This is a genomic window from Pseudomonas sp. MNR3A, from assembly GCF_009650575.1.
In the GTDB taxonomy this organism is placed as follows: Bacteria; Pseudomonadota; Gammaproteobacteria; order Pseudomonadales; family Pseudomonadaceae; genus Aquipseudomonas; species Aquipseudomonas machongensis.
This window is the reverse complement of the sequence record NZ_VZZS01000005.1, coordinates 151,201-164,193: the sequence shown is the minus strand read 5'-3', so window position 1 is coordinate 164,193 and position 12,993 is coordinate 151,201. Positions and strand designations below refer to the sequence as shown.

At 58.1% G+C, this 12,993-nt stretch carries 14 protein-coding genes, 1 tRNA gene and 1 pseudogene; 12 read left to right on the top strand and 4 right to left on the bottom strand.

Annotated features, from left to right (window positions below; all coding sequences use genetic code 11):
- Positions 1-79: 79 nt before the first annotated feature.
- The 9 genes from thrS (at position 80) to F6X62_RS04170 (ending at position 7,567) form a co-directional block, all read left to right on the top strand.
- Positions 80-2,002: a threonine--tRNA ligase gene (thrS, locus tag F6X62_RS04210; RefSeq protein ID WP_054892051.1), complete on the top strand. Its 1,923-nt coding sequence runs from the start codon at positions 80-82 to the stop codon at positions 2,000-2,002.
- Positions 2,002-2,553, top strand: coding sequence for a translation initiation factor IF-3 (infC, locus tag F6X62_RS04205; RefSeq protein ID WP_172964767.1), 552 nt, complete (start codon positions 2,002-2,004; stop codon positions 2,551-2,553). The genes thrS and infC overlap by 1 nt, the downstream gene beginning before the upstream one ends.
- 61 nt (positions 2,554-2,614) lie before the next feature.
- Entirely contained in the window at positions 2,615-2,809 is a 195-nt protein-coding gene (gene rpmI, locus F6X62_RS04200; protein WP_003250667.1) for a 50S ribosomal protein L35, read from the top strand.
- 28 nt (positions 2,810-2,837) lie between these two features.
- Positions 2,838-3,194 carry a 50S ribosomal protein L20 gene (gene rplT, locus F6X62_RS04195; RefSeq protein ID WP_003250671.1) on the top strand — a complete coding sequence of 119 codons (357 nt, stop codon included), beginning with the start codon at positions 2,838-2,840 and terminating at the stop codon, positions 3,192-3,194.
- Positions 3,195-3,304: 110 nt separating this feature from the next.
- Positions 3,305-4,321, top strand: coding sequence for a phenylalanine--tRNA ligase subunit alpha (gene pheS, locus F6X62_RS04190; RefSeq protein WP_054892050.1), 1,017 nt, complete (start codon positions 3,305-3,307; stop codon positions 4,319-4,321).
- 33 nt (positions 4,322-4,354) lie between these two features.
- A complete protein-coding gene (gene pheT, locus F6X62_RS04185; RefSeq protein WP_153772778.1) occupies positions 4,355-6,736 on the top strand; it encodes a phenylalanine--tRNA ligase subunit beta in 2,382 nt (793 codons plus the stop codon).
- A 4-nt stretch (positions 6,737-6,740) separates the two neighbouring features.
- Complete coding sequence (ihfA, locus tag F6X62_RS04180; protein WP_003250679.1) at positions 6,741-7,043, top strand: integration host factor subunit alpha; 303 nt, start codon at positions 6,741-6,743, stop codon at positions 7,041-7,043.
- Positions 7,024-7,380 carry a MerR family transcriptional regulator gene (locus tag F6X62_RS04175; protein WP_054892048.1) on the top strand — a complete coding sequence of 119 codons (357 nt, stop codon included), beginning with the start codon at positions 7,024-7,026 and terminating at the stop codon, positions 7,378-7,380. Before ihfA ends, F6X62_RS04175 begins: the two co-directional genes overlap by 20 nt.
- A gap of 110 nt (positions 7,381-7,490) precedes the next feature.
- Positions 7,491-7,567 (top strand) — tRNA-Pro (locus F6X62_RS04170).
- A 131-nt stretch (positions 7,568-7,698) separates the two neighbouring features.
- On the opposite strand, the gene F6X62_RS25335 is transcribed toward F6X62_RS04170, so the two are convergent.
- Both F6X62_RS25335 and F6X62_RS04165 read right to left on the bottom strand, forming a co-directional pair.
- The gene (locus tag F6X62_RS25335; protein WP_256673894.1) at positions 7,699-7,914 is read right to left on the bottom strand and encodes an HNH endonuclease signature motif containing protein; all 216 of its coding nucleotides are present in this window, start codon (positions 7,912-7,914) and stop codon (positions 7,699-7,701) included.
- Between the two features lie 2 nt (positions 7,915-7,916).
- A complete protein-coding gene (locus F6X62_RS04165; protein ID WP_256673892.1) occupies positions 7,917-8,732 on the bottom strand; it encodes a hypothetical protein in 816 nt (271 codons plus the stop codon).
- Between the two features lie 126 nt (positions 8,733-8,858).
- On the opposite strand from F6X62_RS04165, the gene F6X62_RS04160 reads away from it, so the two are divergent.
- The 3 genes from F6X62_RS04160 to F6X62_RS04150 all read left to right on the top strand — a co-directional run bounded on the left by F6X62_RS04160 (position 8,859) and on the right by F6X62_RS04150 (position 11,424).
- Entirely contained in the window at positions 8,859-9,767 is a 909-nt protein-coding gene (locus F6X62_RS04160; protein WP_153772777.1) for an NAD synthetase, read from the top strand.
- 673 nt (positions 9,768-10,440) lie between these two features.
- Positions 10,441-10,791 carry a hypothetical protein gene (locus F6X62_RS04155; protein ID WP_153772776.1) on the top strand — a complete coding sequence of 117 codons (351 nt, stop codon included), beginning with the start codon at positions 10,441-10,443 and terminating at the stop codon, positions 10,789-10,791.
- Between the two features lie 174 nt (positions 10,792-10,965).
- Positions 10,966-11,424: a GNAT family N-acetyltransferase gene (locus F6X62_RS04150; protein WP_306109876.1), complete on the top strand. Its 459-nt coding sequence runs from the start codon at positions 10,966-10,968 to the stop codon at positions 11,422-11,424.
- A gap of 34 nt (positions 11,425-11,458) precedes the next feature.
- Here the strand turns inward: F6X62_RS04150 and F6X62_RS04145 are convergent.
- A pseudogene (locus F6X62_RS04145) lies at positions 11,459-12,022 on the bottom strand (AAA family ATPase); the annotation flags it as partial.
- A gap of 184 nt (positions 12,023-12,206) precedes the next feature.
- Positions 12,207-12,902: a type 1 glutamine amidotransferase domain-containing protein gene (locus tag F6X62_RS04140; protein WP_153772774.1), complete on the bottom strand. Its 696-nt coding sequence runs from the start codon at positions 12,900-12,902 to the stop codon at positions 12,207-12,209.
- Positions 12,903-12,993: the final 91 nt, after the last annotated feature.

Below are 12,993 nucleotides of genomic sequence, written 5' to 3'. Positions count from 1 at the left end.
AAGGCAGGTCGGATCTTGTACTGGCTCATCCCAACCCACGTGACCTTTGGTAGGGGTCACCACTAGGAGAGGAGGCGCCATGCCCACCATTACTCTTCCCGATGGCAGTCAACGTTCGTTCGACAAGGCCGTAACCGTAGCTGAAGTTGCCGCATCCATTGGTGCAGGCCTCGCCAAGGCCACCTTGGCCGGCAAGGTCGACGGCAAACTGGTCGATGCCTGCGACCTGATCGAACACGACGCTACCCTGCAGATCATCACCCCCAAAGATGAAGAGGGACTGGAGATCATCCGTCACTCGTGCGCCCACCTGATCGGCCACGCGGTGAAGCAGCTGTACCCGACCGCCAAGATGGTGATCGGCCCGGTGATCGACGAAGGCTTCTATTACGACATCGCCTACGAGCGTCCTTTCACCCCCGAGGACCTCGCTGCGATCGAACAGCGTATGCATCAGCTGATCGACAAGGACTACGACGTCGTCAAGAAGATGACCCCGCGCGCCGAAGTCATCGATGTGTTCAGCACCCGTGGCGAAGACTACAAGCTGCGTCTGGTCGAAGACATGCCGGACGAGCAGGCCATGGGCCTGTACTATCACGAAGAATACGTCGACATGTGCCGTGGCCCGCACGTGCCGAACACCCGTTTCCTCAAGGCGTTCAAGCTGACCAAGCTGTCCGGCGCCTACTGGCGCGGCGACGCCAAGAACGAGCAGTTGCAGCGCGTGTACGGTACCGCCTGGGCTGACAAGAAGCAGCTGGCGGCCTATATCCAGCGCATCGAAGAAGCCGAAAAGCGCGACCACCGCAAGATCGGCAAGCAGCTCGACCTCTTCCACCTTCAGGAAGAGGCCCCGGGCATGGTGTTCTGGCACGCCAACGGCTGGACCGTGTACCAGGTGCTCGAGCAGTACATGCGCCAGGTCCAGCGCGAGAACGGCTACCAGGAAATCAAGACCCCGCAGGTCGTCGACCGCATCCTCTGGGAGCGCTCCGGCCACTGGTCCAACTACGCCGAGAACATGTTCACCACTTCGTCGGAAAACCGCGACTACGCGGTAAAACCGATGAACTGCCCGTGCCACGTGCAGGTGTTCAACCAGGGCCTGAAGTCGTACCGCGATCTGCCGCTGCGCCTGGCCGAATTCGGTGCCTGCCACCGCAACGAACCGTCTGGTGCTTTGCACGGCATCATGCGCGTGCGTGGCTTCGTGCAGGACGACGCCCACATCTTCTGCACCGAAGAGCAGGTGAAGAAGGAAGCGGCCGACTTCATCAAGCTGACCCTGGACGTATACAAGGACTTCGGTTTCACCGACGTCGCCATGAAGCTGTCCACTCGTCCGGCCAAGCGTGTCGGTTCCGAAGAGCTGTGGGACCGCGCTGAAGGTGCGCTGGCCGACGCCTTGAACGAATCCGGTCTGGCCTGGGAATACCAGCCGGGCGAGGGCGCGTTCTATGGTCCGAAGATCGAGTTCACCCTGCGCGACTGCCTCGGTCGTAACTGGCAGTGCGGTACGCTGCAGTACGATCCGAATCTTCCGGAGCGTCTGGATGCCAGCTATATCGCCGAAGATAACGCCCGTAAGCGTCCTGTGATGCTGCACCGCGCCATCCTCGGCTCGTTCGAGCGTTTCATCGGTATGCTGATCGAGCACTACGCCGGTGTGTTCCCTGCGTGGCTGGCGCCGACCCAGGCAGTGATCATGAATATCACCGACAAGCAGGCCGATTTCGCCCTCGAGGTGGAAAAAACGCTGAATGGAAGCGGTTTCCGTGCCAAGTCCGACTTGAGAAATGAGAAGATCGGCTTTAAAATCCGCGAGCATACGTTGCTGAGGGTCCCGTACCTTTTGGTTATAGGGGACCGCGAAGTCGAAACGCAAACCGTCGCTGTGCGTACTCGCGAAGGCGCAGACCTGGGCTCCATGCCCGTCGCGCAGTTCGCTGAGCTTCTGTCGCATGCGGTTTCCCGGCGTGGTCGCCAAGAATCGGAGTAATGACTATTAAGCGTGAAATGAGAAACGATAAACGAACTGCACCTAAGGCACCGATCAACGAGAATATCTCGGCACGCGAGGTTCGGTTAATTGGCGCTGATGGCGAGCAGATTGGCATCGTCTCGATTGATGAAGCGCTTCGTATCGCTGATGAAGCGAAGCTGGATCTGGTGGAAATCTCCGCTGACGCTGTCCCGCCTGTTTGCAAGGTGATGGACTACGGCAAGCACCTCTTCGAGAAGAAGAAGCAGGCCAACGAAGCGAAGAAGAACCAGAAGCAGATCCAGATTAAAGAAATCAAGTTTCGTCCAGGGACGGAAGAAGGGGATTACCAGGTAAAACTACGCAACCTGGTACGTTTCCTTACCGATGGGGACAAGGCCAAGATCTCTCTGAGATTCCGCGGCCGTGAGATGGCCCACCAGGAGCTGGGTATGGAACTGTTGAAGCGGGTCGAAACCGACCTCGTCGAATACGGGACCGTCGAACAGCATCCTAAGATGGAAGGACGCCAGCTTATGATGGTCATCGCTCCCAAAAAGAAGAAGTAATCTCCCGGGCACGGCAGGCCTGATGATTATTGTGTAATTTTATCGAATGCGGAGTTCCAACATGCCAAAAATGAAAACCAAGAGCGGTGCTGCGAAGCGTTTCCTGAAAACAGCTTCCGGCTTCAAGCACAAGCACGCTTTCAAGAGCCACATCCTGACCAAAATGTCGACCAAGCGTAAGCGTCAACTGCGCGGTGCCAGCTTGCTGCACCCGTCTGACGTTGCAAAAGTCGAGCGCATGCTGCGCGTACGTTAATTTCGGTCAAAGATAGAGGAAGTTACTCATGGCTCGTGTAAAGCGTGGCGTCATCGCTCGTAAGCGTCACAAGAAAATTCTGAAACTGGCTAAAGGCTACTACGGTGCACGCTCGCGCGTATTCCGCGTTGCCAAGCAAGCGGTCATCAAGGCAGGCCAATACGCCTACCGCGACCGTCGCCAGAAGAAGCGTCAGTTCCGCGCTCTGTGGATCGCTCGTATCAACGCCGGTGCCCGCACCAACGGCCTGTCCTACAGCCGTCTGATTGCTGGCCTGAAAAAGGCGTCGATCGAAATCGACCGCAAGGTTCTGGCCGACCTGGCAGTGAACGAAAAAGCGGCGTTTGCTGCGATTGTCGAGAAAGCTAAAGCCGTCCTGGCTTAAGTACCCGCGACAATCATCCGCTGGCGCTCCGTGTCGGCGGGTGTAAAACGTCATCGATAGGGGAAGAGCCTTCAAAGCTCTTCCCCTATTTTCGTATCTGGAGTCTGTACATGGAAAACCTGGACGCGCTGGTCTCCCAAGCCCTCGAGGCCGTGGAGCGCGCTGAAGACATCAATACCCTGGAACAGATCCGGGTCCAATTTCTCGGCAAGAAGGGCGAGCTGACCCAGGTGATGAAGACCCTGGGCAACCTGCCAGCCGAAGAGCGCCCCAAGGTCGGTGCGCTGATCAACGACGCCAAGGAACGCGTCACTGACGTGCTCAACGCACGCAAGGCCGCCTTCGAAGAGGCTGAGCTGAACGCTCGCCTGGCTGCCGAATGCATTGATGTCACCCTGCCAGGCCGTGGCCAGGCCACCGGTGGCCTGCACCCGATCACCCGTACCCTCGAGCGCATCGAGCAGTTCTTCACCCACATCGGCTACGGCATCGCCGAAGGCCCTGAGGTCGAAGACGACTACCACAACTTCGAAGCGCTCAACATCCCCGGCCACCACCCGGCCCGGGCGATGCACGACACCTTCTACTTCAATGCCAACATGCTGCTGCGCACCCACACTTCGCCCGTTCAGGTGCGGACCATGGAAAGCACCCAGCCGCCGATCCGCATTGTCTGCCCGGGCCGCGTATACCGCTGCGACTCGGATATCACCCACTCGCCGATGTTCCACCAGATCGAAGGCCTGCTGGTCGACCGCGACATCAACTTCGCCGACCTCAAGGGCACCATCGAAGAGTTCCTGCGGGTGTTCTTCGAGAAAGAGCTGGCAGTGCGTTTCCGTCCGTCGTTCTTCCCTTTCACCGAGCCGTCCGCCGAAGTCGACATGGAGTGCGTGATGTGCTCCGGCAAAGGCTGCCGCGTGTGCAAGCAGACCGGCTGGCTGGAGGTGATGGGCTGCGGCATGGTCCACCCGAACGTGCTGCGCATGTCCGGCATCGACCCGGAAGAATTCTCCGGCTTCGCCTTCGGCATGGGTGTCGAGCGCTTGGCCATGCTGCGCTATGGCGTCAACGATTTGCGTCTGTTCTTCGACAACGACCTGCGGTTCCTGGCGCAATTCCGCTAGGCCACACCTCGACGCAATCTTCAGGAGAACAGCATGAAATTCAGTGAACAGTGGCTGCGCGGTTGGGTAAACCCGCAAGTCTCCCGTGACGAACTGGTCGCCCGCCTGTCCATGGCCGGCCTGGAAGTCGACAGCGTCACCCCGGCGGCTGGCCAGTTCAGCAGCATCGTGGTGGGTGAGATCCTCGCCACCGAGCAGCACCCGGACGCCGACAAACTGCGTGTCTGCCAGGTCAGCAACGGCCAGGAAACCTTCCAGGTGGTGTGCGGCGCCCCCAATGCGCGCCCCGGGATCAAGATCCCGTTCGCCATGATCGGCGCCGAGCTGCCTGGCGACTTCAAGATCAAGAAGGCCAAGCTGCGTGGCGTCGAATCCTTCGGCATGCTGTGCTCGGCCGCCGAGCTGCAGATCAGCGAAGAGAACGACGGCCTGCTGGAGCTGGCAGCCGACGCACCGGTGGGTGAAGACATCCGCCAGTACCTCAACCTGGACGACGCCAGCATCGAAATCGGCCTGACCCCCAACCGCGGCGACTGCCTGTCGGTGGCGGGCCTGGCGCGTGACGTCAGCGCCCTGTACGACGTCCCGGTTACCCGCCCGGTGGTCCCGGCCGTCGCACCTGCCCACGATGAAGTGCGCCCGGTGGACGTCAGCGCTCCCGCTGCCTGCCCACGCTACTTGGGACGCGTCATCCGCAACGTCGACCTGAGCAAGCCGACCCCGCTGTGGATGGTCGAGCGCCTGCGTCGCAGCGACGTACGCAGCATCGACGCAGCCGTCGATATCACCAACTATGTGATGCTCGAACTCGGCCAGCCGATGCATGCCTTCGACCTCGCCGAAATCAACGGCGGCATCCGTGTGCGCATGGCCGAGGAGGGTGAGAAGCTCGTCCTGCTCGACGGTCAGGAAGTTGCCCTGCGTAGCGACACCCTGGTCATCGCCGACCACACCCGCGCCCTGGCCATCGCCGGCGTCATGGGTGGCGAGCACAGTGGTGTCAACACCGAGAAGACCCGCGACCTGTTCCTGGAGAGCGCCTTCTTCGAGCCCGTTTCCGTTGCTGGCAAGGCCCGTTCCTACGGCCTGCACACCGATGCCTCGCACCGTTACGAGCGCGGTGTCGACTCGCAACTGGCCCGCGAAGCCATGGAGCGCGCTACCGCCCTGGTACTCGAGATCGTCGGCGGCGAAGCCGGCCCGATCGTCGAAGCCGTGAGCGAGCAGCACCTGCCCAAGGTTGCTCCGGTGACCCTACGCGCCGAACGCGTCAGCCAGATGCTCGGCATGGACATGGCCCCTGCCCAGATCGAACAATTGCTCAACGCCCTGGAGCTTAAAACCAGCGCCAATGGGGCAGGAGTGTGGACTGTCGAGATCCCGAGCCACCGCTTCGACATCAGCCTCGAAGTCGACCTGATCGAAGAGCTGGCGCGCCTGTACGGCTACAACAATCTGCCGGTTCGCTACCCGCAAGCCCGCCTGGCCCCCAAGGCTCGTTCGGAATCGCGCGGCGAACTGCCGATCCTGCGTCGCCTGCTGGTCGCCCGCGGCTACCAGGAAGCCATCACCTACAGCTTCATCGATCCCAAGCTGTTCGAGCTGTTCACCCCTGGCGTCGAGCCGCTGATGCTGGCCAACCCCATCTCCAGCGACATGGCCGCGATGCGCGCCTCGCTGTGGCCGGGCCTGGTCAAGGCGCTGCAGCACAACCTCAACCGCCAGCAAGACCGCGTGCGCCTGTTCGAAAGCGGCCTGCGCTTCGTCGGCCAGTTGGGCGACCTCAAGCAGCAACCGATGATCGCTGGCGTGATCACCGGCAGCCGCCTGCCGGAAGGCTGGGCCAACGGCCGTGACAGTGTCGATTTCTTCGACATGAAGGCCGACGTCGAAGCCCTGCTGGGCTACTCCGGCGCGCTCGCCGACTTCAGCTTCAGCGCAGGCAAGCACCCAGCCCTGCACCCTGGCCAGACCGCCCGCATCGAGCGCGACGGCAAGGAGGTGGGCTACCTGGGCGCCATCCACCCGGAACTGGCCAAGACCCTCGGCCTGGAGCGTCCGGTGTTCGTCTTCGAGCTGGTATTGGGTGATGTGGTCGAAGGCCGTCTGCCGAAATTCAGCGAACTGTCCAAGTTCCCTGAAACCCGTCGTGACCTGGCGTTGATCGCAGGACGTGATGTGGCGTCGAGCGCCGTGCTTGAAGTAATTCGTGACAATGCAGGGGAATGGCTCACAGACCTCAGGCTGTTTGATGTCTACCAGGGTAAAGGTATTGATCCTGATAGAAAAAGCCTCGCGGTCGGCTTGACCTGGCAGCATCCATCGCGCACTCTTAACGACGATGAGGTGAACACCACCCTGCAAAATATCCTCACCTCGCTCGAACAAAGGTTGAACACCACGTTAAGGAAATAACGGCATGGGTGCTCTGACGAAAGCTGAGATGGCCGAAAGGCTGTACGAGGAGCTGGGGCTTAACAAGCGCGAGGCCAAGGAGCTGGTCGAGTTGTTTTTCGAAGAAATTCGTCACGCGCTTGAGGAGAACGAGCAGGTCAAGTTGTCCGGATTCGGCAACTTTGACCTTCGCGACAAACGCCAGCGGCCGGGCCGCAACCCCAAGACAGGGGAAGAGATCCCGATCACCGCACGGCGCGTCGTCACCTTTCGTCCAGGGCAGAAACTGAAAGCCCGGGTTGAGGCCTATGCTGGAACCAAGCCATAACGACGAGCTGCCCCCTATTCCAGGCAAACGCTACTTCACCATCGGTGAGGTCAGTGAGCTCTGTGCGGTAAAACCGCACGTGCTGCGTTACTGGGAGCAGGAATTCCCGCAGCTCAACCCGGTCAAGCGCCGCGGAAACCGGCGGTATTATCAGCGCCAAGATGTGCTGATGATCCGCCAGATCCGCGCCTTGCTGTATGACCAGGGCTTCACCATCGGCGGTGCGCGCTTGCGCATGTCCAGTGATGAGGCCAAGGATGACACGACCCAGTACAAGCAGCTGATTCGGCAGATGATTGCCGAGTTGGAGGATGTGCTGGTGGTGTTGAAGAAGTGACCTGCTTGGCGATGAATGGTTTTTTTTGAAAAAAAGCTTCCATTAATCAAAAGGTTAGGGTACATTTCTTTTCGTTCTCAGCTGTATCGAGAACATGCTTCAAGCCCAGTCGGGGCGTAGCGCAGCCCGGTAGCGCACTTGCATGGGGTGCAAGGGGTCGAGTGTTCGAATCACTCCGTCCCGACCATTATTGAAACGAAAAAGCCCAGTCAGAGATGACTGGGCTTTTTCGTTATAGCGTCGAAGACGCTGGGCATCTATGCAAAAATTTATACCCGAAGAGAGGAGGTATGAAGGCCTATAGGGGTTCTATCTCTCTCAAATATTTTTCAGTAGATCGTTTCGTATTGCCCCGTCCATCCTGTAGTGAATTTCTCGGTGGCACGTAGGGCATACAGCAACAACGTAGCATGGATGGTCTAGCCCGCCGTCTGAGAGTCTATTTACATGATGCGGCTCCAAGTAGGGCGTGCCATCTTTTTTCACGAAGGGTGCTCGTTCTCCACAGCTCTCGCATTTACCTCTTGCGCGCATCATTACATAGTGCGCGACTTATGGCTGCGCTGGAAGAGCGTGCGCGGTGCAGATTTTTTCGGGTCCTCAATTGCGGGCTTGCATGCTGCTAGTGCGGCTAGTCGTGCCGTTGATAGTGAGTCTGCAAAATTAACAATACTCTCTTCATTATTCTCGCTTCGGGCAGGACCGACTGGCATCAACCGAAAAATTAGTGCTTTACGATCTTTGCCAGTGACGTCAGGTAAAGTTTTTTTAATTATGTCAGTACAGGAAAATTCACCCTCATATCTGTAGCCTCTACTTTTTCCGAGGGACTCAAAGAGATGCAAAGTACGGCCATCCAGTGCGTGCTCAGCAATAGCTTGATTGCCGCCTTTGAGTACCATATCGTCACGTGGTCCCTGGCCGGTATAAAAATATACGCCGCCATTCCAGCCATCGTCGTAACCGAACTGCTTACCACTTTCGCCAGAGAATATAAAAATCGTAGGGTGGGAGGCTGATACTGATATTCCGTTTTGCAGGCTGCCGCCGAATGGTCCGTTAATCTCGGTGGGGCGGTCGTAAACAGCACCTATCTTGAGCTGCAACGCAGGTGTGCGTCCCTCTGGCAACGATTCGATAATTGGCAAGCCTAGCTTCTGTAGAACCCTGTTAAGTGGATGACCGCCTCGAAGGTCGTTCACGGCAACGCCAGTCGCAAGAGAGATGATTTTCTTTACTGGATACAGTGTGCCGTTCACGTTGATGGCATAACGGTGAGTTGGGCCGTTTTGCCAGTTCATCCACTCGAGTGAGTTTTCCTTGAAGGAAGCGGCTTTTTCTTTGTGTGGCAAATATCAGGGTGAGCCAGGACGGCTGAACTGAATTTTCGGAAGCGTCCGACATACTCACGGGCACTGACTCCGTACGTTGCGAGCTTCACGCATCAGCGCGTTTGCGCAATCGGAACAGGATGTCCCATGAGCTCCCCAGATCTCAGTCAGCTAGGCGCCAAGCCTTCGAGCTACTTTTTACGGCAGCGCATTGAGAGTCTTGTCGATCTTCAGAAATTGTACGCCGCAATTGATCGTGATCCGGTGATTGTGGGCGCTGCTGTAGTGTATATCGACATTGACTACAATAGACTAACTCTACGTGAGTTCCTTCCACTCTGTAGGACGTCTCCTTTAAAGGTCGTGCTTCAAGAACAGAGTGCTCTCATCACCGCCGAAGCCTACGTCGAACAAACTTACGAGAGCGGGCGGCCATCGGAAGTGTTGACCGAAGCTCTGAACATGGGGTTAGCGTGTTCAACTGTAATCATCAGTGGGTTTGTTTTCATCTTGGGTGGTTCTCTGACCCCCTTCTCTGGCGGAACGTCAATGTTTCTCGCGTCCATTGGAGCCGCTGGGGTCATGGCTAGCGTAGGTCAGTGTGGTTTCGGTGTGGCTCGGACCTATTGGGAGGTAACGGAACCGTCGAAGAATGACACCCTTGATGATCAACTTTGGTTTACGCTGCTCGGGCAGTTGCTGGATGTTGTGTCGTTGCTATCCGTTGTGGGCTCGTCATTTAATACGATCAAGATCATTTTGGTCAGAAAGGCCGCTACGGGGGTGTCATGGTATCGGTTGCTTAGCCCACTCAGCAGGCAGCAGCGACGCTCGTTGACTATTGAGATTCTTAAGCTTCGGCATCCATCGTTATCAGCCAAGCAGCTAAAGCTTAAACAAAGAAACGGACAAGTTCGAAAGCGGTATACACCTCGTGAGCTCAATCAAGCCACTAAAGCCATGTTGCTTGAAACGTTGGGCGGTGTTTTGGGCATAGCAGGGAGCGGGTCGGTTCGGGCGCTCGCGGTCAGTGTAATCCAGGCGGGTGAGGACTAATGTTTCCAAAATGGCGATTGACTTATCCACGACGGTACTTGCCCTGCTTCTTGTGTGTGGCTGTCTTTGCGGAGATGGCATATGCGACGGCAGTGGTCCAGCTTGAGGTGCTGATATCTCGTGTGGCTACAGTAGATATCGGGGCTGTCGTGGCTGCGATTATGGTGGCTTCAGGCCTTTTGGGAGGCTTCATTGTGGGCCTTTCTTATGGACGCATTTCCGCGCTTCGTTATTTGGTCGGTGGCCTAATGATTTGTTTAGCTATCGCTTGTATAACCTTGATGACCAGTCAGCATAGGCTTCCGGATCTGATTGCCTCCTTTCCTGTCCTTATGTCCCTTTACCTAATTAACACTTATCGGTTTCAAGGGTTTTGTCGGAAAATGATGGTTTTTCGAATTCATCGTGCACACGAGACTCGTGTGCATTCTATATCGGCGAAGCGAGAGTCGCGGCGCATACGAAATAGCGAGCGACGGTAGTTTGAGGGCTTGAGGGGTAGTGGTATTTCGTTAGATTCGACTATTCCGGCAATTTTCTTTCAGCCTTGTTAGCGCGGTGACCGTGATCCGCATCATGCCGCCGCTCAAGTAGTGCCGCTCGCTTGACGACCACCCCGCACGCCTTTAATGTCCCGGCGCGCCTATCCGGACTAACCTCAAAAGGAGTTGTAATGAACACGATTACACTGTGCACCGGCGCCTTGCTCGGGCTTTCCATGGTCGGTTGCGCGGTGCAGGACAAGCTCGACACCAGTCGCCTGACCCGTTTCGATGAGTACCACGCCAACCTTGAGGCCAATGGTGCGCGCTATACCCTCGATGCCTACATCATTCCGTTCTACCAGCCGTTCTTCATCACCGTCGAACGTGACGATGGCAAGCCAATGGACCTCGCCGAAGCGGCTGCGGTCGCCCAGCCGTATATCGTACCGCGCGGCTGTACCCAGCCTGCCGTGCGGCGCCCTGATCTGGACCGCAGCAATGCGGCCAAGACCCAATGGATCGTTGGCATCGAATGCTAACGCCAGTGGCAGCGCCACTTCCGAAGCGGCGCACCAAATGGTCAAAGCCTTGCTGATACTAGAGTGCTCCAGGCTTTCATCCCGCGATCCAGACTTCGGGTAGCTATGTTTACGACTGTCCGCGTTGCTGTGCCTGAGGATGCGAGCCGCTTACTCTCAATCGAGCGTTCTGCCGTGCAAGCCTTCCGTGCATCTGAAGGGTTAAGCTGGCTCGCTGATTCTCCTCCTATGCCGGTTGAACGGCATCTTGAGCTCATCGAGCGCTCGACGTGCTGGGTGGCCATTGATGCTGAAAATCGCCCGCAAGGATTTCTCAGTGCCGATATCTACGGTAGAGACCTTCATATCCATGAACTTTCCGTTCGACACACCCTGCAAGGGCAGGGCATAGGGCGACAGCTCGTTCAAACGGCGCAGGCTTATGTTGAGCTCAATGAGCTGCATGCGCTGACTCTCACAACCTTCAAAGACGTACCGTGGAATGCTCCGTTCTACGCTCGTCTCGATTTTCAGATTGAATCCGACCAATACGTCAATGAAAGGCTGTCAACACTGTTGAATGAAGAGTATGAACACGGATTTCCCGTGGGAAGCAGGTGTGCGATGGTCTGGAGAGCGGGGGAACAATTTTGACGAGCGGCACTGGGAGCAGTGATGCCTCGAAGGCTCAGTCCACCCACCGCCACAACGGCTCATCCAGCAACCCGACCCCGCGCAACTGCGTCTGCCCCTGATCCTTCTCAAGCTCCAGCACATTGCACCCTTCACACGCCGTCAGCGCCTCGATCAACGGCCTGCTGTGCGACACCACCCACACCTGGCTACGCTGCGACGCGCGGATGATCAAGCGCGCCAGCGCCGGCAGCAGGTCGGTATGCAGGCTGGTTTCTGGTTCGTTGAGCACCATCAGTGACGGCGGGCGTGGCGTCAGCAGGGCGGCCATCAGCAACAGATAACGCAAGGTGCCGTCCGACAGTTCCGTCCCGCCCAGCGGCCGCAACACCCCGTGCTGGTAAAGCCTTACGCTGAACAGCCCGCCAGGTGGTGCATCGATCTCCAGGCGGCTGCCGGGAAATGCGTCATCCAGCGCGGCAACCAGGTCTTCGACGTCACCAATCTCGATGATGGTCTGCAGTGCCGAGGCGAGGGTGCGGCCGTCGTGGTGCAGCAGGGGTGAACGGATGCCCAATTGCGGTTGGCGGCAGGGGGCGTCACGGTCGATGCGGAAGTGAGGGGCGATTGTCACCGATGCTGGGTGGGGTTGCCAGCCGCCGGGTGCTCGGGGTTGGTTGGTGATGTGAGTCCGTCTGTATCGGTGATGGGGATGGCACCGGCTTTGCCGGTGATCGCGGGACGAGCCCGCTCCTACAGACATCGTGCATCTGAGGAAGCGGGCAACGCCTGTGCCATTCGTCTCAAGCGCCTGGTTCGTGCGCCAGACGTTTGAGCAACGCGTGCGCCGCCGCCTCGGACGACGCCGGATTCTGGCCGGTAATCAGGTTGCCATCCTCGACCACGTAGCTCGCCCAATCGGCTGCCTTGGAGTACTCACCGCCGTTGACCTTGAGCATGTCCTCCACCAGAAACGGCACCACATCGGTCAACCTGACAGCCTCTTCCTCGCTGTTTGTGAAACCGGTGACGCGCTTGCCTTTCACAACCGGCTGGCCATCGGCTGCCTTTACGTGCTTGAACACCCCCGGTGCATGGCAAACCGCACCAATGGGTTTGTTCGAGGCGTACAGGGATTCGAGCAGGGTGATCGAATCCTTGTCCTCGGCCAGGTCCCACAACGGCCCATGACCACCTGGATAGAACACGGCGTCGAAGTCGTAAGGGTCGATCTCTCCCAACGGAATCGTGTCGGCCAGGGCCGTCTGTGCTTTGGTGTCTTGCTGGAAGCGGCGGGTGGCGTCGGTCTGGGCGTCGGGCTCGTCGCTCTTCGGGTCCAGCGGTGGCTGGCCGCCCTTGGGGGAGGCGAGGGTGATCCGCGCGCCAGCGTCGATGAACACGTAGTAAGGGGCGGCAAATTCCTCTAGCCAGAAGCCGGTTTTCTTGCCGGTGTTACCGAGCTGGTCGTGGGATGTCAGCACCATCAGGATCTTTTTCATACAGGACAAGCCTCCGGATCTTCATGGGCAGCGCGCCTTTCGCCCTGCGTTAGTGTGGGAGGCCTAAGACCGACAGATGTTCCATCGGGTG

Coding starts and splice junctions, on each gene's coding strand:
- pheT (WP_153772778.1), top strand. CDS start 4,355: ATGAAATTCAGTGAACAGTGGCTGCGCGGTTGGGTAAACCCGCAAGTC.
- F6X62_RS04140 (WP_153772774.1), bottom strand. CDS start 12,902: ATGAAAAAGATCCTGATGGTGCTGACATCCCACGACCAGCTCGGTAAC.
- F6X62_RS04175 (WP_054892048.1), top strand. CDS start 7,024: ATGCTGGAACCAAGCCATAACGACGAGCTGCCCCCTATTCCAGGCAAA.
- F6X62_RS25335 (WP_256673894.1), bottom strand. CDS start 7,914: ATGCGCGCAAGAGGTAAATGCGAGAGCTGTGGAGAACGAGCACCCTTC.
- thrS (WP_054892051.1), top strand. CDS start 80: ATGCCCACCATTACTCTTCCCGATGGCAGTCAACGTTCGTTCGACAAG.
- F6X62_RS04160 (WP_153772777.1), top strand. CDS start 8,859: ATGAGCTCCCCAGATCTCAGTCAGCTAGGCGCCAAGCCTTCGAGCTAC.
- ihfA (WP_003250679.1), top strand. CDS start 6,741: ATGGGTGCTCTGACGAAAGCTGAGATGGCCGAAAGGCTGTACGAGGAG.
- rpmI (WP_003250667.1), top strand. CDS start 2,615: ATGCCAAAAATGAAAACCAAGAGCGGTGCTGCGAAGCGTTTCCTGAAA.
- F6X62_RS04155 (WP_153772776.1), top strand. CDS start 10,441: ATGAACACGATTACACTGTGCACCGGCGCCTTGCTCGGGCTTTCCATG.
- rplT (WP_003250671.1), top strand. CDS start 2,838: ATGGCTCGTGTAAAGCGTGGCGTCATCGCTCGTAAGCGTCACAAGAAA.
- pheS (WP_054892050.1), top strand. CDS start 3,305: ATGGAAAACCTGGACGCGCTGGTCTCCCAAGCCCTCGAGGCCGTGGAG.
- infC (WP_172964767.1), top strand. CDS start 2,002: ATGACTATTAAGCGTGAAATGAGAAACGATAAACGAACTGCACCTAAG.